Source organism: Bacillus sp. NS1, assembly GCF_058248265.1.
The window spans coordinates 1-18,547 of sequence record NZ_JBZAZF010000007.1; the positions used below are offsets into that span (position 1 = coordinate 1).

27 protein-coding genes are annotated in these 18,547 nt (G+C 42.2%); 2 read left to right on the forward strand and 25 right to left on the reverse strand.

Going from position 1 to position 18,547, the window contains the following annotated elements; all coding sequences use genetic code 11:
* Positions 1-383: 383 nt before the first annotated feature.
* The gene (gene pdaB, locus AC4CV5_RS19430; RefSeq protein ID WP_166854482.1) at positions 384-1,148 is read left to right on the forward strand and encodes a polysaccharide deacetylase family sporulation protein PdaB; all 765 of its coding nucleotides are present in this window, start codon (positions 384-386) and stop codon (positions 1,146-1,148) included.
* Here pdaB and kbaA read toward each other — a convergent pair whose 3' ends face one another.
* Entirely contained in the window at positions 1,149-1,745 is a 597-nt protein-coding gene (kbaA, locus tag AC4CV5_RS19435; protein WP_166854483.1) for a KinB-signaling pathway activation protein, read from the reverse strand. It lies immediately after the preceding gene.
* A gap of 109 nt (positions 1,746-1,854) precedes the next feature.
* On the opposite strand from kbaA, the gene gerD reads away from it, so the two are divergent.
* Positions 1,855-2,412, forward strand: coding sequence for a spore germination lipoprotein GerD (gene gerD, locus AC4CV5_RS19440; protein WP_326222794.1), 558 nt, complete (start codon positions 1,855-1,857; stop codon positions 2,410-2,412).
* A 37-nt stretch (positions 2,413-2,449) separates the two neighbouring features.
* Here the strand turns inward: gerD and salA are convergent, their stop codons facing one another.
* The 24 genes from salA to rplF form a co-directional block, all read right to left on the reverse strand.
* On the reverse strand, positions 2,450-3,508 hold the full coding sequence (gene salA, locus AC4CV5_RS19445; protein ID WP_490923664.1) for an iron-sulfur carrier protein/transcriptional regulator SalA: 1,059 nt from the start codon (positions 3,506-3,508) through the stop codon (positions 2,450-2,452).
* Between the two features lie 95 nt (positions 3,509-3,603).
* On the reverse strand, positions 3,604-4,317 hold the full coding sequence (gene cwlD / locus AC4CV5_RS19450; protein ID WP_166854486.1) for an N-acetylmuramoyl-L-alanine amidase CwlD: 714 nt from the start codon (positions 4,315-4,317) through the stop codon (positions 3,604-3,606).
* 59 nt (positions 4,318-4,376) lie between these two features.
* Positions 4,377-4,820, reverse strand: coding sequence for a YbaK family protein (locus tag AC4CV5_RS19455; protein WP_490923666.1), 444 nt, complete (start codon positions 4,818-4,820; stop codon positions 4,377-4,379).
* Positions 4,821-5,016: 196 nt separating this feature from the next.
* A complete protein-coding gene (locus AC4CV5_RS19460) occupies positions 5,017-5,784 on the reverse strand; it encodes a class I SAM-dependent methyltransferase (protein ID WP_490923667.1) in 768 nt (255 codons plus the stop codon).
* A 464-nt stretch (positions 5,785-6,248) separates the two neighbouring features.
* The gene (gene rpsI, locus AC4CV5_RS19465) at positions 6,249-6,641 is read right to left on the reverse strand and encodes a 30S ribosomal protein S9 (RefSeq protein ID WP_003225846.1); all 393 of its coding nucleotides are present in this window, start codon (positions 6,639-6,641) and stop codon (positions 6,249-6,251) included.
* 20 nt (positions 6,642-6,661) lie between these two features.
* On the reverse strand, positions 6,662-7,099 hold the full coding sequence (rplM, locus tag AC4CV5_RS19470; protein ID WP_003241966.1) for a 50S ribosomal protein L13: 438 nt from the start codon (positions 7,097-7,099) through the stop codon (positions 6,662-6,664).
* A 161-nt stretch (positions 7,100-7,260) separates the two neighbouring features.
* Positions 7,261-8,004: a tRNA pseudouridine(38-40) synthase TruA gene (truA, locus tag AC4CV5_RS19475; RefSeq protein WP_373924376.1), complete on the reverse strand. Its 744-nt coding sequence runs from the start codon at positions 8,002-8,004 to the stop codon at positions 7,261-7,263.
* A gap of 9 nt (positions 8,005-8,013) precedes the next feature.
* The gene (locus tag AC4CV5_RS19480) at positions 8,014-8,811 is read right to left on the reverse strand and encodes an energy-coupling factor transporter transmembrane component T family protein (RefSeq protein ID WP_166854489.1); all 798 of its coding nucleotides are present in this window, start codon (positions 8,809-8,811) and stop codon (positions 8,014-8,016) included.
* Positions 8,808-9,677 carry an energy-coupling factor ABC transporter ATP-binding protein gene (locus AC4CV5_RS19485; protein WP_490923670.1) on the reverse strand — a complete coding sequence of 290 codons (870 nt, stop codon included), beginning with the start codon at positions 9,675-9,677 and terminating at the stop codon, positions 8,808-8,810. The genes AC4CV5_RS19480 and AC4CV5_RS19485 overlap by 4 nt, the downstream gene beginning before the upstream one ends.
* Positions 9,653-10,498 (reverse strand): energy-coupling factor ABC transporter ATP-binding protein, encoded by an 846-nt coding sequence (locus AC4CV5_RS19490; RefSeq protein ID WP_166854491.1) that lies wholly within the window; start codon positions 10,496-10,498, stop codon positions 9,653-9,655. The genes AC4CV5_RS19485 and AC4CV5_RS19490 overlap by 25 nt, the downstream gene beginning before the upstream one ends.
* A 131-nt stretch (positions 10,499-10,629) precedes the next feature.
* Positions 10,630-10,992, reverse strand: a complete 363-nt coding sequence (gene rplQ, locus AC4CV5_RS19495; RefSeq protein ID WP_003225836.1) for a 50S ribosomal protein L17 — start codon at positions 10,990-10,992, stop codon at positions 10,630-10,632.
* Between the two features lie 77 nt (positions 10,993-11,069).
* Positions 11,070-12,014, reverse strand: a complete 945-nt coding sequence (locus tag AC4CV5_RS19500) for a DNA-directed RNA polymerase subunit alpha (RefSeq protein ID WP_003225835.1) — start codon at positions 12,012-12,014, stop codon at positions 11,070-11,072.
* A 176-nt stretch (positions 12,015-12,190) separates the two neighbouring features.
* Positions 12,191-12,586 carry a 30S ribosomal protein S11 gene (gene rpsK / locus AC4CV5_RS19505; RefSeq protein ID WP_003225831.1) on the reverse strand — a complete coding sequence of 132 codons (396 nt, stop codon included), beginning with the start codon at positions 12,584-12,586 and terminating at the stop codon, positions 12,191-12,193.
* A gap of 20 nt (positions 12,587-12,606) precedes the next feature.
* A complete protein-coding gene (rpsM, locus tag AC4CV5_RS19510; protein ID WP_003156545.1) occupies positions 12,607-12,972 on the reverse strand; it encodes a 30S ribosomal protein S13 in 366 nt (121 codons plus the stop codon).
* 22 nt (positions 12,973-12,994) lie between these two features.
* Positions 12,995-13,108, reverse strand: coding sequence for a 50S ribosomal protein L36 (gene rpmJ, locus AC4CV5_RS19515; protein ID WP_003156543.1), 114 nt, complete (start codon positions 13,106-13,108; stop codon positions 12,995-12,997).
* A 33-nt stretch (positions 13,109-13,141) separates the two neighbouring features.
* Entirely contained in the window at positions 13,142-13,360 is a 219-nt protein-coding gene (gene infA, locus AC4CV5_RS19520; RefSeq protein WP_003156508.1) for a translation initiation factor IF-1, read from the reverse strand.
* A 311-nt stretch (positions 13,361-13,671) separates the two neighbouring features.
* A complete protein-coding gene (map, locus tag AC4CV5_RS19525; RefSeq protein ID WP_003225828.1) occupies positions 13,672-14,418 on the reverse strand; it encodes a type I methionyl aminopeptidase in 747 nt (248 codons plus the stop codon).
* The gene (locus AC4CV5_RS19530; RefSeq protein ID WP_166854492.1) at positions 14,415-15,068 is read right to left on the reverse strand and encodes an adenylate kinase; all 654 of its coding nucleotides are present in this window, start codon (positions 15,066-15,068) and stop codon (positions 14,415-14,417) included. The genes map and AC4CV5_RS19530 overlap by 4 nt, the downstream gene beginning before the upstream one ends.
* A gap of 54 nt (positions 15,069-15,122) precedes the next feature.
* On the reverse strand, positions 15,123-16,418 hold the full coding sequence (gene secY / locus AC4CV5_RS19535; RefSeq protein ID WP_166854493.1) for a preprotein translocase subunit SecY: 1,296 nt from the start codon (positions 16,416-16,418) through the stop codon (positions 15,123-15,125).
* A 1-nt stretch (position 16,419) separates the two neighbouring features.
* On the reverse strand, positions 16,420-16,860 hold the full coding sequence (gene rplO / locus AC4CV5_RS19540; protein WP_003225819.1) for a 50S ribosomal protein L15: 441 nt from the start codon (positions 16,858-16,860) through the stop codon (positions 16,420-16,422).
* A gap of 30 nt (positions 16,861-16,890) precedes the next feature.
* A complete protein-coding gene (rpmD, locus tag AC4CV5_RS19545) occupies positions 16,891-17,070 on the reverse strand; it encodes a 50S ribosomal protein L30 (protein ID WP_003156497.1) in 180 nt (59 codons plus the stop codon).
* Between the two features lie 13 nt (positions 17,071-17,083).
* Positions 17,084-17,584 carry a 30S ribosomal protein S5 gene (gene rpsE, locus AC4CV5_RS19550; protein ID WP_003156493.1) on the reverse strand — a complete coding sequence of 167 codons (501 nt, stop codon included), beginning with the start codon at positions 17,582-17,584 and terminating at the stop codon, positions 17,084-17,086.
* A gap of 24 nt (positions 17,585-17,608) precedes the next feature.
* On the reverse strand, positions 17,609-17,971 hold the full coding sequence (gene rplR / locus AC4CV5_RS19555) for a 50S ribosomal protein L18 (RefSeq protein ID WP_166854494.1): 363 nt from the start codon (positions 17,969-17,971) through the stop codon (positions 17,609-17,611).
* Between the two features lie 32 nt (positions 17,972-18,003).
* On the reverse strand, positions 18,004-18,543 hold the full coding sequence (rplF, locus tag AC4CV5_RS19560) for a 50S ribosomal protein L6 (protein ID WP_490923675.1): 540 nt from the start codon (positions 18,541-18,543) through the stop codon (positions 18,004-18,006).
* Positions 18,544-18,547 lie beyond the last annotated feature (4 nt).

Genomic DNA, 18,547 nt, shown 5'->3' on the forward strand with positions numbered 1-18,547 from the left:
TCGTCCTGAGCCAGGATCAAACTCTCCGATAAAGTAGTTTGACTGACTACGCACATCACTGTGCGATTTTATAAAAAAGAATTAACAGGTACGTTTTGTCTTGTTTAGTTTTCAAAGATCATTACTGCCGCTTAACGAAGCAGCTTTATTACTATAACATTTAGCTTCTTTTAAGTCAATAACTTTTTTCAAAGTATTTAATGAAGCTTTTAGTTAATGTCAGCTGTTTATCAGCGACGAATAATAATATATCACGGATATTATCAAAAGGTCAACACCTAATTTAAGCTGTGTGTAAAGAGACATTTTATCGGTTATATTCAATTGGCCATGCTCATAAGATGTAACACAGGAATGATGGACAAGATAAGGAGGCATCATCAGTGAATCACTTCTATGTGTGGCACATTAAACGAGTGAAACAATTTATTATTATTCTTATCGCCGCATTTGCAGCAGCCAGCTTTTTTTACATTCAAAGAGCTGTCCCGCTTCCCGTGTTTTCAACTGACACCGGACCTAAAGCCATTTATAAAGGAGAAACGGATTCGAAAAACATCGCACTTACGTTTGATATCAGCTGGGGGGATGAAAAAGCAGAACCCATTCTTGATACCTTGAAAGCGAACGGGATTAAAAATGCGACATTTTTTCTTTCCGCTTCTTGGGCCGAACGCCACCCTGACACAGTGGCACGTATTGTGAAGGATGGCCATCAAATCGGGAGCATGGGGTACGCCTATAAAAACTATGCCAATTTAGAAAGCAACGAAATAAAAAAGGACATTAATCGTGCGCAAACTGCCTTTGAAAAGTTGGGGATCAAAGACATACAGCTATTAAGACCCCCTACCGGACAATTCAATAAGAATGTTCTAACAGTTGCAAAGCAATTCAATTATACAGTTGTTCATTACAGTGTGAACTCTCAAGATTGGACAAATCCTGGGGTTGATAAAATCATCGACAATGTGACCAAACAAGTTTCCGGAGGAGACATTGTACTTTTACACGCCTCCGACTCGGCAAAACAAACAGAAGAAGCGTTGCCCGATATCATCCATCAGCTGAAAGAAAAAGGATTAAAAAATGTAACCGTTGGAGATCTCATCGCAAATTCAGACGCCAAATCCGCAGAAGTAAAGTAATCACTTCGCTGCAAATTTAGGCAGCATCAGCAATTGGAAAGCATTGCACGCCATTAACGGAAAAAGCATTAAATAAAGCCAGTCCTCATCATTTACTCTTAACGCAGGGAACCATTCTAATGCAGTAATCACAACCATTAAAAACAACGATGACACAAACGTTTTCTTAGAGGACTGCTTTTGCTTTATATAAGCTGTAATCACTCCAAACATCAATAAAAACACCGGTAACCACGCATAACCAGCCAGCGACTCTCCGCTCTCTCCAAAAAACAAAAAACGCACGTACATTAAATCGAAAGCAACAAACAGGATGATAAACAGCTGGAGCAAATTCCACAAAGAGGAGGACCTTAATATCTCAAGCGCAAACCGGTGAACTGTTAAAAACACGAAAAAACCCATTTGGCTGATCACACTGAAAATCATGCCTACACCGATAAACCAAAATAGAACAGAGAAAATCTGTCCCGCTTCAAAAGCAAGAAACAGTCCCCTATATTCTCCCCATTTTAAAGCAAAACCCACAATACTCGTGATAAGCGCTCCGACAGCTAAAATAGAAAAGAAAAAACGAACTAAACCACGGCTTTTCATTTCTTTATTCATCCCCTCAAAAATCGCCAACCGCGATATTTTGTTATGTATAATTCCGAACAGATGAATCATATTAAAAGTAAGACAAGTATGTGAAAGGAGCTTAAGCATGTCAAAAGCCAAAACGCTATTGATAAGCTGTTTTTTGTTATTATCTGTAACAGCTTGCGCTCCAAAAGACCAAGCAGCGGATATGGACTATGATCAGACCAAAAAAATGGTTGTTGATATATTAAAAACTGACGATGGTAAGAAAGCAATTAAGGAATTATTAAACGATGATGCGATGAATGAAGCGCTGGTGATTGACCAAGATGCGATTAAAGGAACAATAGAAAAAACACTTACCTCTAAAAAAGGTGAAGAATTTTGGAAAAACATCTTTGAAGACACTGATTTTGCTGAAGGCTTTGCCAAAACTCTTCAGACAGAGCATGAAAAAGTAATTAAAAAACTGATGAAGGATCCGGATTACCAGAAGATGCTGATGAGCGTTATGCAGGATCCGGGCATGAATAAAAAGTACAGCGAACTGGCAAAAAGCCAAGAATTCCGCAGTTATTTAGAAGAGGTTATTAACGAAACACTTTCTAGTCCGCTTTACAAAAAACAGTTCGAAGATGAGCTGAAAAAAGCAGCAAAAGACACTGCCAAAGAAAGTGAATAAAGGGAAAGCCGGGATCTAGAATCCCGGTTCACCTTTTTTATACTTGAACTGACATTTTAGAAACTATTTTTTTTGCAATGTCCTGATATATTTCTCCGATTGGATGATTTTCATCATAAACAGACGGCGCAAATTGGTCCTTATCCCAATCAGGCTGTTTCAACGGGATTCTGCCGAGCAAAGGCACGTTTAGTTCCTCAGCTAGTTTATCTCCCCCGCCTTTTCCAAAGACATATTCTCTTTCCCCCGTCTTTGCACTTTCATAATAAGCCATGTTCTCTATGACACCAACGACCTCATGATCGGTTTTAATCGCCATAGAACCCGCTCTCGCTGCGACAAAAGCAGCTGTTGGATGCGGCGTCGATACGATGATTTCTTTACAACTTGGAAGCATAGTATGTACATCGAGAGCAACGTCCCCTGTTCCAGGTGGTAGATCAAGAACGATATAGTCTACTTCTCCCCACTCTACTTCGTGGAAAAAGTTGTTCAGCATTTTGCCAAGCATTGGCCCTCTCCATACGACCGGAGCATTTTCTTCTACGAAGAAGCCCATTGACATCACCTTTACCCCAAAGCGTTCAACAGGAAGCAGTTTCTCTCCTTCAATAGTAGGACGCACAGTGATACCCATCATATCCGGTACACTGAAGCCATAAATATCCGCATCAATTAAACCAACCTTTTTCCCGAGACGAGCCAGAGAAATAGCAAGGTTTACTGACACAGTTGATTTGCCTACACCGCCTTTTCCGCTTGCTACAGCAAGAAAGACTGGAGGGTTATCCATATTTAACAATGTTTTTTTCTCAGCTGACGGCGCCCGGAATTTTGCAACCGTTTCTTCAGGCAGCTCTTCAAATCGAAGGCCGACCGTTTCAGCACCTGCCCCTTTTAATGCGTTTACGATCGCTTGCTGAATCTGCATTTGTTCTGCAGTTCCGGTTTTTGCAAGAGCGATTTTTACACTGATATGCCGTTTTTCAGGCTTTATTTTAATTTCCTTAACGGCATCCAATTCTCCCAGAGGTCTTTGAAGAAAAGGTTCGCGCATTTCACCGACTAGTTTTCTTACTTCATCTTCTCTTATCATCGAACCTCACCCTTTTGTGTATTCGTTTACAAGCGTTATTATAACATACATAAATGGCGGGTGTCTTATGCTTAGAACCATAAGAAAACCCTCCTTTACTCTGGAGGGTCTCCTTTTTCTGTAAAATACCGCAGGATACCTTTATATATGGAAGATGCCACCTTGTCCTGATATTTCGACTTCCCGAGTAGCCTAGCTTCATTTGGGTTGGATAAAAATCCGACTTCTACAAGCGCCCCCGGTTTGGTGACGTTTTGCATTAAGTAGATACCATGAATCCGCTTTGCTTTCCGGGTTGTGTTTTCCAGGTTCCTTCTCAACTCATCCTGAATGTATTTCGCTACTTTCTCATTTTCCGCATATTTTCCGTAGTAAAAGCTTTGGGCTCCGCTCCATTTCTGTGACGGAATTGCATTGAGATGAATGCTGATATAGAGTTCAGCCTCTGAATGGTTTATTAATTTAACTCGCTGTCTTAAATCTTCAGCTTTTCGTCTGCTGTAGCCCTTCGTTCCTTCTGGAGCGAGATCAGTATCACTTTCCCTGGTCATGATGACTAGCGCTCCTTGTTCCTGAAGGTAATCCCTGACTCTAAAGGCCACTTCCAGGGTTACATCCTTCTCTAACAGTTTTCCGCCGACTGCTCCGCCATCGGGCCCGCCATGACCTGGATCCAGATAAATAATTTTCCCGCTCAAGGGCATACTCCACGGCTTCCAAGAATCGTTATTGCTGAACTGATACTTGAATAGAAATAGTAATACGATGAAGCCTAGCAAAAAACTGAGCCATTTAAGCTTTTTCCTCATCCCTTCCCCTCCCGCTTGTCCGTTACTACATAACTATGGGACAGGGCCGGGAAATATGATTAACGCATGCGAAGCTTACACTGTTTTTCTCTTTGGACAAACCCCTCTGTCCACCAGTCTTTAATGAACTGGCGTGCTGCTTCATAAACCGTGTTTTTATCAAAAATTGCATATTGCTCGTGTGTCCAATTATAGAGATAATCAAAAAACTCCATACGAAGCTCTTCTTCTTCTCTTGCAGAGCGGGCACTGATGCTCTGCATCGATTCTCCGTAATAGCCGAATATCCCAAAACGCCCGCCTAACAAATAAGCTTCTATAGCAAAATCAATACATCCTTCGGTAATAATATCTCTTTCATCATGAAAAAATGGGAATAATGGTTCCAAACAGCTCTTAACAGACTGGATAATTTGTCTCAGAGAGAGTTCTTTGAGCAAGTTCTTTTCTAATTCAAAATCCTTTTGGCGTTTCACATCCATAAAAGACAGTACTTCTGCCATACAAATTCACTCTCCTTTTACCGGTTATTTTGAGGATTGGATGGTGAAACAATGCCAGAATTCGATTGGAAATTCGCCCAAATGAAGGTGCAGGATCGATAAAAAGAAGAGGGTGTAGCACTTTCTGCAGGGTACAGGAACAAGCGTTCTATAAGTGATTATTAAAAAAGCAGCCCCTTTAATAGGTCGCTGCTTTTCATACTTTCACGCTTCTTGTTGCAGAATATGTATGAATATATTGGTCCAATACAAACCCGCCTTTATCTTCATAAAATCCAGTGACGATAAAACCGGCATCAATCTGGCCCTTGATTTGGTCTTCTAATGAATGGCCGAATTCCAGAGCCTCATTTTTTTCAATCAGTTTTTTCACTTTATGTTTTGGAAGATCTTCTGAGTCGGCATATGGAATGGAGTGTTTTACTTTTAAAATCCCTTGCTGTTCTAATTCAACATCGAACAGAAATACGACTGGATTTACAAAGCCGGAGATCAGAACCCCGTTTCTTTTCAGCACACGGTGCGCTTCCTTCCAGACTGGGAGGACATTCTCAACAAAAACATTGGCAACAGGATGTACAATGACATCAAATGATTCATCCTTAAATCGACTGAGGTCGTCCATGCTCCCTTTGACAGTATGTATCTTGAGAACATCGCGCTCAGCAACCATTCTATCCTGATCCAGCTGTTTTTCCGAGTTATCTAATACAGTGACATCCGCTCCTGCAGCTGCCAAAATCGGGCCTTGCTGACCTCCACCTGATGCTAAACAGAGCACTTTCAGCCCGTTGACAGGGGGAAACCAATCCCTCGGTACATCTTTCATTGGTGTTACCCTTATATCCCAATTGCCTGTTTTCGCTTGTTCGATGACATGCTGCTCTGCAGCAACAGTCCATTCATTGCCTGTTTCTACTTTTTGATCCCAGGCTTTGCTATTATGGTCTACTAACGCATTCATGAATCGTTCTCCTTACTTTAATGTATAGAGTATAACAAATATTTCTAGGTTGTTATCGCTTTCCCTTTGTATATTTAGAAAAAAGTTCATAAAAACGCAAAAAAACCACAAAGGAGATATGTGATTTACGTCATCAAATTTACACTTATTTCGTCAAATGGTGTCATTAGCAAAAAGCTATGAAACAGATGAAGAATCAGCAGGGAGATGTAACAATTGGATGAACTGGACTGACGACATAACCTTTAAAAAACTTTGATCAGCTTTCCAAACGAATTAACTGGAGTGACACGAAAGCTATCATGATTATTACAGTGAGACTGTTTATAGGCAAGGTTTTTGCTTAGCTCCAACAAGCGTTCATTTAGTTATTTTTATGCGGAGGTACCAAGATATTGTATATGAGCGTTTTATTAAAATAAAAAAGCTCCCAACACAAGGTCGAGAGCTTTGAAAACGTAAAATTAACGTTTTGAGAACTGAGGTGCACGACGAGCGCCTTTAAGACCGTATTTCTTACGTTCTTTCATACGAGCGTCACGAGTCAGAAGACCTGCACGTTTAAGTGTTGCACGGTATTCTGGATCTGCTTCAAGCAAAGCACGAGCGATACCATGACGGATTGCTCCAGCTTGACCAGATAAGCCGCCTCCATGTACGTTTACTAAAACATCATAAGTACCAGCTGTTTCAGTCAAAGTTAATGGTTGTTTGATATCTTCGATTAGAGCTGGAGATGGGATGTGCTCGCTGATTTCACGATTATTAACGACGATACGACCTTCTCCTGGAACTAAGCGCACACGCGCTACAGAACTTTTACGACGGCCAGTACCGTAATATTGAACCTGTGCCAAATTGGTAACCTCCTTTTTAATTAACCGCGAAGTTCGTAAACTTCAGGTTTTTGTGCTTCATGTGGATGCTCAGAACCACGGTATACGTTCAATTTTTTGAACATTTGACGACCTAGAGAACCTTTTGGAAGCATGCCTTTGATAGCAAGCTCAAGCATTTTCTCAGGGTAGTTTGTACGCATTTCAAGAGCAGTTCTTGATTTTAATCCGCCTGGATGTTGAGTGTGACGGTAGTAGATTTTGTCAGTTAACTTTTTACCAGTTAACTCGATTTTTTCCGCGTTGATGATGATCACATGATCTCCTGTATCAACGTGCGGTGTATAAGTTGGTTTGTGTTTTCCGCGAAGGATAGCTGCAACTTCTGAAGAAAGACGACCTAAAGTCTTCCCAGCAGCATCAACAACTAACCATTTGCGTTCAATAGTACTTGCGTTAGCCATAGGTGTTGTACGCATTGAATTTCCCTCCTAAATGATCTGTCATTTTCAATAAACTTCGATTACGTTCTATTTCACAACACAATAAGTTCCGGGGCTTATCGTGGGGTTGAAATACATACCATATGATATCTTATAACTTTATGCAGACTCTGTCAAGAAAATATTATACACCTGGTTTAGTTGTCATAGTAAACGTTCCATAAATATAGCCCATGCCCCGGTGCTGTGCGCCCTGCCGCTTCACGATCCTTCGCTTCCAGCATGGATTTCACATCAGCGGGAGAAATTTTACCAATACCTGCATCAAGCAAAGTACCAACAATAATTCTGACCATATTATATAAGAAACCGCTGCCTGTGATCCGCATTTGCAGACCGTCATCCGTCTCAGTCCAATCAAGTTCGTAGATCGTTCTTACCTTGTCCTGTACTTCTGTTTTAGTCGCGCAAAAGCTCGTAAAATCATGTGTCCCTATAAGATGCTTTGCCGCTTCTCTCATGTTCTGCACATTAAGGTGATATGAAAAATGGTAAGCGTAATGCCGTTTAAATACGTCCGGGTATTTCTCCGTGTATACAAAGTAGCGATATTCCTTTTTGACTGCGCTAAATCGTGCATGGAACCCATCATCCGCAATTTCTGCCTGTTTGACTGCGATATCGTCCGGAAGCAGTGCATTTAAGGCATACGGCCATCTCTCCGCCGGGATAGACAGCGGAGTATCAAAATGAATCACCTGTCCGGCTGCGTGAACCCCGCTGTCTGTTCTTCCTGACGAAACGACCGGAATTCTGTCTTTCGACTTATGCAGGACAGCCAAAGCTTTCTCAAGTTCATCCTGAACTGTTCTTTTGCCCGGCTGTACCTGATATCCATTGAACAAATGTCCGTCATAAGAAATCGTGCACTTCAGTCTCATACAGCACCTCTAAGTCCTTAAGAAAAATAACAAAGCAGCCAAAATCATCAAGCTGACAATGACAGAAGTATCTTTTCCTGTCCATACAAGCTTTCTGTATTTCGTACGTCCCTCTCCGCCTTGATAGCCCCTGGCTTCCATTGCCACAGCAAGCTCTTCGGCGCGTTTGAATGCACTGACGAAGAGAGGGACAAGAAGCGGGACAATAGCCTTCACCCTGTCTTTGACAGGTCCGCTTGTAAAATCAACGCCTCGCGCCATCTGAGCCTTCATGATCTTATCTGTCTCCTCCATCAATGTCGGAATAAACCGCAAAGAAATTGACATCATAAGAGCAAGCTCGTGAACAGGAAGCTTTATTTTTTTCAATGGATTCAGCAGCTGCTCCATTCCATCGGTAATCTCAATCGGTGTTGTCGTTAGCGTTAATAGGGTTGTGATTAAAATCAGATAAACGAATCTAAGAGAAATGAATATCCCTTGAACCAAACCGCCCTCATAGATTTTGAAAACGCCTAATTGAAAAATTACCGGTCCTTCATGTGTCATTAAAATGTGAAGAAGGAACGTAAAGAGGACAATCCAGATGATAGGCTTTAGCCCTTTCATCAAAAAAGAAAAAGGAACTCTTGTTAACGAAACAACGCCCACTGTAAATAATCCAAGCAGCGCATATGTCTGCACATTATTGGCTAGGAATACGATACAGACAAATAAAAAGATCGTGATAAGTTTTGTTCTTGGGTCAAGCCGGTGTACAAGTGAAGCGCCCGGTACATACTTGCCGATAATCATGCTGTCCATCATAAGGTCTTCTCCCCCTGAAAAAGAGCACGAATTTCAGCAGCGGCATCTTCAATTGTGAGCATAGGCTCTTTAAATTTGACACCTAGTTTATCTTCCAGCTGTCTTTGGAATTTGATCGTTTCCGGAAGATCCAGCCCCCAGCCAGCCATCTCTTCACCTTTTAAAAATAAATCACGCGGACTGCCTGATGCTTGGATCGTGCCTCTATGCATAACAATCATTTCATCAGCGTATGCGGCTGCATCCTCCATACTGTGTGTCACAAGGATTGTCGTCAGGTTTCCTCGTTGATGAAGCTCATAAAACATGTCCATAATCTCTTTTCGCCCTCTTGGATCCAATCCTGCAGTCGGTTCATCTAAAACAAGCACTTCAGGATTCATTGCAAGTACGCCGGCAATTGCAACTCTGCGCATTTGCCCCCCGCTTAATTCAAAAGGCGATCTGTCCAAAAGTTCTTCTGATAAACCTACAAGCTTCAGCATCTCTCTCGCTTTTTGTTCAGCATCTTCTTTTTTCACACCAAAGTTCATTGGTCCGAATGAAATATCTTTGAGAACTGTTTCTTCGAATAATTGATGCTCAGGAAATTGGAAAACGATTCCGACTTTTTTACGGAGGGTTTTCAGCTCTTTATTCTTTTTCCCTGCCTGAATGACAGTACTGCCTAGTGATATCTGTCCCTTTGTCGGCTTCAGGAGACCATTCAAGTGCTGAAGAAGAGTGGACTTGCCAGAGCCTGTATGCCCAATAACTGCTACGTAGCTGCCTTCTTTAATCGATGCATTGATATCATACAGTGAAAGGCGCTCAAACGGCGTCTTTATCTGATAACGATGCTCTACATCTTTGATTGTAATGTCCATAGCTCTTTCACCAGCCCTTCCTGAGTCAAATGATTTTCTTCCAAAGCCAGTCCATTTTCTCTTAAAAGCTGGCTAAGCTGGAATGAGAAGGGTAAATCAAGCCCAATTCGAACAAGTTCTTTATTCAATTTAAAAATCTCTTCAGGCAGCCCCTCGGCATATTTCTTACCGCCATTCATCACAATGATCCTGTCTGCTTTTGCTGCCTCATCCAGATCATGTGTGATGGAAATGACAGTCGCCATGCCCTGCTCCTTTAAATGTCTTACCGTATCAAGCACTTCTTCTCGCCCGATCGGGTCAAGCATGGATGTTGCTTCATCTAAGATAATAATATCAGGACGTGCGGCAATAACTCCCGCAATCGCAACTCTCTGCTTTTGGCCTCCGGAGAGATGGTGCGGCTCTTGATCGAGAAAATCTTGCATGTTCACCTGTTTTACAGCCCAGTCTACTCTCTCAATCATCTCTTCCCGCGGTACACCATTGTTTTCTAAACCAAAAGCCACATCATCGCGAACAGTCGTTCCGACAAATTGGTTATCCGGATTTTGAAAGACCATACCTATCTTCTTACGCACTTCCCAAACCGATTCCTCTGTCAATTGAATCCCGGCAACCTCGATGTCGCCTGATTCAGGAAGGATTAAACCATTCAATGCTCGGGCCAGTGTTGATTTCCCTGAACCGTTATGACCTACAATCGCAAGCCATTCACCCTCATACACCTGCAGGGAGACGCCGTCTAGTGCCCGTCTTTCTGCGTCTTTCCGATATCGAAATACGATATCCTCTACCGATATCAACTGATTTTGATTCATGGAAAACCGGCCTCCTCTCAGCTAACGCTCTGCTATTCTCTCTATATAAAAAGTTGCAGTATCTAAAAAAAGGGCATAGATCCAGTTAGAAACTGTCCCGCCCTTCTTTAGACACACAAAAATATGTGATATTAAACCAATTCGATAATTGCCATTGGTGCTCCGTCACCACGGCGAGGACCAAGCTTCATAATACGTGTGTATCCACCTTGGCGCTCCTCGTAACGAGTTGCAATGTCAGAGAATAATTTTTGAAGTGCATCTTGGTTATTTTCTTCGTTAGCAACCTCGTTGCGGATGTATGCAGCAGCTTGACGGCGAGCGTGAAGATCACCGCGTTTGCCAAGCGTGATCATTTTTTCAACTACAGAGCGAAGTTCTTTCGCACGTGTTTCAGTTGTTTCGATTCTTTCGTTGATGATCAAATCAGTTGTAAGATCACGAAGCATAGCTTTACGCTGTGCACTCGTACGTCCTAGTTTTCTGTATGACATGTGATGTCCCCTCCTTTATTGGAATGCTGTATCTGAATAATAAACACACGAAAATCCTAGTTCACAAGGGAAACTAGTCAATCGTCTTTGCGAAGTCCGAGTCCAAGTTCTTCTAGTTTCGCTTTCACTTCTTCAAGTGATTTGCGTCCTAGATTACGAACTTTCATCATATCTTCTTCCGTCTTGTTCGCAAGCTCTTGAACCGTGTTAATACCCGCACGCTTTAAGCAGTTGTAAGAGCGAACAGAAAGATCCAATTCTTCAATTGTCATTTCAAGAACTTTCTCTTTTTGATCTTCTTCTTTTTCAACCATGATTTCAGCATGCTGAGCTTCGTCAGTTAAACCAACGAATATATTAAGGTGTTCAGTTAAAATCTTTGAACCAAGCGCAATGGCTTCTTTCGGTCCAGTGCTTCCATCAGTCCAAACATCAAGTGTAAGTTTATCATAGTTTGCAACTTGGCCTACACGAGTGTTCTCTACCTGATAAGATACACGAGAAACTGGCGTATAGATAGAATCGATCGGAATCACGCCGATTGGCTGATCGTCTCTCTTGTTTGCGTCAGCAGGCGTATACCCACGTCCTCTTTGAGCAGTAAGGCGAACTCGGAAACTCGCATTCTCACCAAGAGTCGCGATATGAAGATCAGGATTTAAGATCTCTACATCACTATCGTGTGTAATATCAGCTGCCGTTACAGTTCCTTCACCCTGTACATCAATTTCTAGCGTCTTCTCTTCATCAGAGTAGATTTTCAATGCAAGCTTTTTAATGTGTAAGATAATCGTTGTAACATCTTCCACAACGCCTTCAATTGTCGAGAATTCGTGCAGTACACCATCTATCTGGATTGATGTTACAGCGGCACCAGGGAGTGAGGATAAGAGGATACGACGTAAGGAGTTACCCAGAGTTGTACCATATCCACGCTCAAGTGGCTCTACGACAAACTTACCAAATTTGGCATCGTCGCTGATTTCAACCGTTTCGATTTTTGGTTTTTCAATCTCGATCATTACTTAAAACCCTCCTTCAAAACGTCGAAACCTCGAATAGAATCATATGAGATTCCATCCGAAATTCCCCATTGTTTAGTCCCGTATGTGCTCAGGCAACGAGTCGGTGCATTCGTTTCATAAATAACTGTATCATAACCCATTATTGACAGGGACACAAAATCTATACAAACAAATTACACGCGGCGACGTTTTGGTGGACGGCATCCGTTATGAGGAACAGGAGTTACGTCTCTGATAGCAGTGACTTCTAGTCCAGCAGCTTGAAGTGCACGGATTGCAGCTTCACGGCCTGAACCAGGGCCTTTAACAGTAACCTCAAGAGTTTTAAGACCATGTTCGATTGAACCTTTAGCAGCTGTTTCTGCAGCCATTTGCGCAGCAAAAGGAGTAGATTTACGAGAACCTCTGAATCCTAGAGCTCCGGCACTAGACCAAGAAAGAGCATTACCATGAGTGTCAGTGATCGTAACGATCGTGTTATTGAAAGTTGAACGAATATGAGCAATTCCAGACTCAACATTCTTTTTTACGCGACGTTTACGCGTGTTAGATTTACGAGCAGCAGCCATTGTTTAGGTACCTCCCTTACTTATTTTTTCTTATTAGCTACAGTACGACGCGGACCTTTACGAGTACGCGCGTTGTTTTTAGAGTTTTGTCCGCGAACAGGTAATCCTCTGCGATGACGGATTCCGCGGTAGCTTCCGATTTCGATCAGACGCTTAATGTTAAGAGAAACTTCACGGCGAAGGTCACCTTCTACTTTCAGTTTATCAATAACATCACGGATTTTACCAAGTTCTTCTTCAGTAAGATCACGCACACGAGTATCTTCTGAAACACCAGCCTCTTTCAAGACTTGCTGAGCCGTTGTGCGGCCAATTCCGAAGACATATGTTAAAGAAATAACAACACGTTTGTCACGTGGGATATCTACACCAGCAATACGAGCCATTCTCTGGGCACCTCCTTATAAATTATCCTTGTTTTTGTTTATGCTTTGGATTTTCACAGATCACCATTACTTTTCCTTTTCTGCGAATAACTTTACATTTTTCGCAGATTGGTTTAACTGATGGTCTCACTTTCATGTGTTTCCAACCTCCTTCAGTTTCCGGAGTGCTTTATTTGTAACGGTACGTAATCCTGCCACGAGTTAAGTCATATGGAGATAATTCTACCGTAACTTTGTCTCCAGGTAAAATGCGAATGAAGTGCATGCGGATTTTACCAGATACGTGAGCCAAAACAGTGTGGCCATTTTCAAGTTCAACTTTGAACATCGCGTTTGGCAGTGTTTCGACTATCGTACCTTCCACTTCAATTACATCGTCTTTCGCCATTCAAGTGTTCTCCCTTCTTCAAATCAGTAACTTGCTTTCTGACAAATTTCAAAAGAAGTTTGTCACACGCCCTGTTTCGTTTATACTGTTCTGAACTTCCGGAGATACGCAATCATAAAGGGTTAAATGATTGATATTCTTTTTCTTAGGAGAATGTAATGTACGCTTTTCTCCGTCTGCTGTTAGTACATTGATGATGGTCAACAATCCCAATGACAACGACAAGATGAATTCGGTCCTGCCAATGTTGATCCAAACTTTCTGCCCTATCAAGCCGGAAAAACATCTGTCTTCGGAATTATTATCATCACCTAGACTCTCGTCAGTATATCAAAACCCGTTTCCGTAATCGCAATCGTATGTTCAAAATGAGCACACTTTTTCCCATCTACCGTTACAACCGTCCAGTTATCAGCCAATGTTTTCACGTAGCGGCTGCCAGCGTTCACCATAGGTTCAATAGCGAGAACCATGCCAGGTTTGAGCCGTGGTCCTTTGTTGGGCGGACCGTAATGAGGAATTTGCGGGTCCTCATGCAAGTCTTGACCAACACCATGTCCGACATACTCCCTAACAACTGAAAACTGCTCATTTTCGACATACGTTTGTATTGCGTGGGAAATATTCGACAAACGTTCACCTGGTTTTGCTTCCTGCAAGCCTTTATATAAAGACTCCTCTGTCACTTCCAGAAGTTTTTTGTCATCATCGCTGATGTTTCCTACCGGATATGTCCATGCAGAGTCACCATGATAACCATTTAATTTAGCACCGATATCAATACTGATGATGTCACCGTCCTTCAGCACCCTGCTGCCAGGAATGCCGTGAACGAGTTCTTCATTAACTGATACGCAAATGCTCCCGCGAAACCCATTATACCCCTTAAAAGATGGGATTGCACCCTGCTTCTTAATAAAACGTTCGGCAATTTGATCCAATTCTTTTGTAGAGATTCCTGGTTTAATGTGCTTTTTTAACTCTTCATGAGTTAAAGCCACGATTCGCCCTGCTTCCCGCATGATACCAAGTTCACGTGGGGTTTTACAGATAATCATTTTTTTAATCCTCCAAGAAGATCCTTCACATCTGCATATACGTCTTGAATGTCCTGTTGGCCATTTACGTTTGCAAGATAACCTTTATCTGAATAGAAATCAAGTAAAGGCTGAGTTTGCTTCATGTTTACCTCAAGCCGTTTAGAGACGGTTTCCTCGTTATCATCTGCCCGTTGATAGAGTTCGCCTCCGTCTTTATCACAAACACCCGGCGTTTTCGGCGGATTAAAGACTAAATGATAGGTTGTGCCGCAAACACTGCAAATTCTGCGTCCAGTCAGACGTTCCATCAGAACATCTTTGTCGACTTCAATGTTAATGACATAATCAATCGGCTTGCCGTATTCCTCAAGAATTTCTTCAAGAGCTTCGGCTTGAGCGACTGTTCGCGGAAATCCGTCCAGAAGAAAACCTCTTTCACAATCGTCTTTGCCAAGTCTTTCTTTTACAATTCCGATTGTGACTTCATCAGGTACGAGCTCGCCCTTATCAATATAAGATTTTGCTTCAAGTCCGAGTGGTGTTTCTTCTTTCATAGCAGCACGGAACATATCTCCTGTTGAGATATGAGGAACCCCATAATCCTCAACAATTCGTTCGCCCTGTGTGCCTTTACCGGCACCAGGAAGCCCCATTAAGACTAAGTTCATTCGGATTTCCCCCGTCCTCTCTTTATTAAGAGGGAATGGATAAATCCATTTCCTCTAGTTTTTCATAAATCCACGGTAGTTTCGTTTCACCAACTGGCTTTCTAGTTGTTTCATTGTCTCCAAGGCTACCCCGACAACAATTAACAAAGATGTTCCGCCAATTTGTGCACTTTGAGGCAATCCAGCGAATTGAATGAAAAAGATAGGAAGAATGGAAATCACGGCTAAGAATATAGAACCCACAAACGTAAGTCGATACAAAATGCTCGTAATTCTATCTTGAGTCATTTTCCCTGGACGAACCCCCGGGATATAGCCACCCTGTTTTTTAAGGTTATCAGCCATTTGTTCAGGATTAACCTGTACAAAAGCATAAAAGTACGTAAAGGCAATAATCAACGCAACATATATCGCCATACCCACCGGATGCGTATTATCAAAGTAGTTTTGAATCCACTTTGTCACATCGTTAGTTCCAAAGAATGACGCGATCGTCCGCGGCGTTATCAAAAACGCAACCGCAAAGATTACCGGAATAACCCCTGCAGGGTTCACTTTCAATGGAAGGTGTGTAGACTGACCTCCGCCAGCAGGTGAACGACCTGTGCCTTTAGCATATTGAATCGCAATTTTCCGTACGGCTTGCTGAATGAAAATAACTCCAACAATAACTGCTAAAATCGCAATCACAAGAAGTGCGACTTTCACAATATGAATAAACAACTGATCGTTGCTGCCGACAAATTGAGTCTCATATATTTGTCCAACCGTTTTTGGAATACTAGCCACAATCCCCGCGAAGATAATGATCGATATTCCGTTGCCTACTCCATGAGACGTAATTTGTTCTCCAAGCCACATTAAAAAGGCAGTTCCGCCAGTGAGTACTAAAGCAATGATGAGATATGTCGATATACCGGATTTTTCGATCAGCATACCGTTTGCCAAATTATTGAATCCGTAAGACATACCTAACGCCTGGATAAAACCAAGCACAATCGTAAAGTACCTTGTGAACTGAGCTAATTTACGGCGGCCAACTTCACCTTGCTTAGACCACTCGGTAAACTTCGGAACAACATCCATCTGAAGCAGCTGAATGATGATCGAAGCCGTGATATAAGGAGTAATTCCCATTGCAAAAATGGAAAATTGGTAAAGCGCACCGCCGCCAAATGTATTAAGGAGATCAAAGACACCCATTTGAGACTGTGCCTGTAACACTTCAGCGTTAACATAAGGCACAGGAATAAACGCACCTATGCGAAAGACGATAAGCATGAGTAAAGTGAATATGATTTTATTCCTGATATCACTCACACGCATAAAGTTGGAGATTGTTTTAAACAAGTTAGATCACCTCAGCTGTACCGCCAGCAGCTTCAACAGCTTCTTTCGCAGAAGCAGAGAATTTATTGGCTTTTACAGTTAATTTTTTCTCTAATTTACCGTTGCCAAGAATCTTTACTCCTGCATTAAGTTTGCTTATAACACCAGTCTCAAGAAGAAGTTCAGGAGTGACTTCCGTTCCTTCTGCAAAACCGTTCAATTTGTCTAGGTTGACTACAGCGTATTCCTTGCGGTTGATGTTAGTGAAACCGCGTTTAGGAAGACGTTGGAATAAAGGCATTTGTCCCCCCTCGAATCCAGGGCGTACACCGCCGCCAGAACGAGCGTTTTGACCTTTGTGACCTTTACCAGCTGTTTTACCGTTGCCAGAACCAATACCACGACCTACGCGATTACGCGTTTTGCGTGAACCTTCTGAAGGTTTTAATTCATGAAGTTTCATTAGGACACCTCCTTATCCGATCAATTATTTTTATTGTTCTTTAACAGAAACTAAATGAGATACTTTATTAATCATACCACGGATCGCAGCGTTGTCTTCATGAACAACAGTTTGGTTTGTTTTCTTTAAACCAAGTGTTCTAACAGTAACGCGTTGATCTTCCGGGCGACCGATTACACTTCGTTTGAGGGTAATTTCTAATTTAGCCATTAATATTCCCTCCTTATCCTAACAGTTCTTCTACAGATTTTCCACGAAGCTTCGCAACCTCTTCAGCACGCTTAAGTTCACTTAAGCCTTGAAGTGTTGCACGAATCATGTTGATCGGTGTGTTAGAACCTAAAGACTTAGAAAGGATATCAGCTACACCAGCAAGCTCAAGTACCGCACGTACAGGGCCTCCAGCGATAACTCCAGTACCTTCAGAAGCAGGTTTTAACAAGATGTTACCTGCACCGAAACGTCCGATGATTTCGTGTGGAATTGTAGTTCCAACCATTGGTACTTCAATCAAATTCTTTTTCGCATCTTCAACAGCTTTGCGGATCGCTTCTGGTACTTCTTGTGCTTTACCAGTACCGAATCCTACGTGTCCGTTTTTGTCACCGACAACGACTAGAGCTGCGAAGCGGAAACGACGACCACCTTTAACAACTTTCGCTACGCGGTTAACCGTAACTAAGCGTTCTTCTAACTCTAATTTGCTTGGGTCAATACGACGCATAATCATGTGTCCCTCCTTCTTTTATTAAAATTTAAGTCCAGCTTCACGAGCGGCATCAGCCAAAGCTTTTATACGTCCATGGTATAAGTATCCGCCACGGTCAAATACTACGTCAGAAATGCCTTTTTCAGCAGCGCGTTTTGCAACTAATTCTCCAACTTTAGTAGCAGCAGAAGTATCTCCAGTGCTTTCAACGTTCAAGTCTTTATCGAGAGTAGATGCACTAGCAAGTGTAACACCATTTACATCATCGATGATTTGAGCGTAAATGTGCTTGTTAGAACGGAAAACGTTCAGGCGCGGTCTTTCAGCAGTACCAGAAAGTTTAGCGCGAACACGAGCGTGTCTTTTAAGACGAGCAGCATTTTTGCTAGTTTTCGTAATCATCCAGGTCACTCCTTTCTTCACTTTAAGCGATCTTACTTAGCAGATTTACCTTCTTTGCGGCGAACAACTTCACCTTCGTAGCGGATTCCTTTACCTTTGTAAGGCTCTGGAGAACGGACAGCACGGATGTTAGCAGCGATAGCTCCTACACGTTCTTTGTCTGTACCTTTTACGACTACTTTAGTTTGAGAAGGAACTTCGATTTCGATGCCTTCTTCAGGAACGATCTCAACAGGGTGAGAGTATCCAACGTTTAAAACAAGTTTATTTCCGGATTTAGACGCACGGTAACCGACACCGACTAATTCCAAACCTCTTTCAAATCCTTTAGATACACCTTCAACCATGTTGCCAAGCAGACTGCGAGTCGTACCATGCAGGGCACGGTGCTCTTTTTGATCAGAAGGACGAACGACTGTAAGCACATTGTCCTCTACTTTAATCTCCATATCAGGGTGAAACGTACGAGTTAATTCTCCTTTTGGTCCTTTCACAGCTACAGTATTGTCTTCATTTAACGTTACTGTAACATCAGAAGGAATCTCAAGTAGCTTCTTACCTACACGAGACATACCA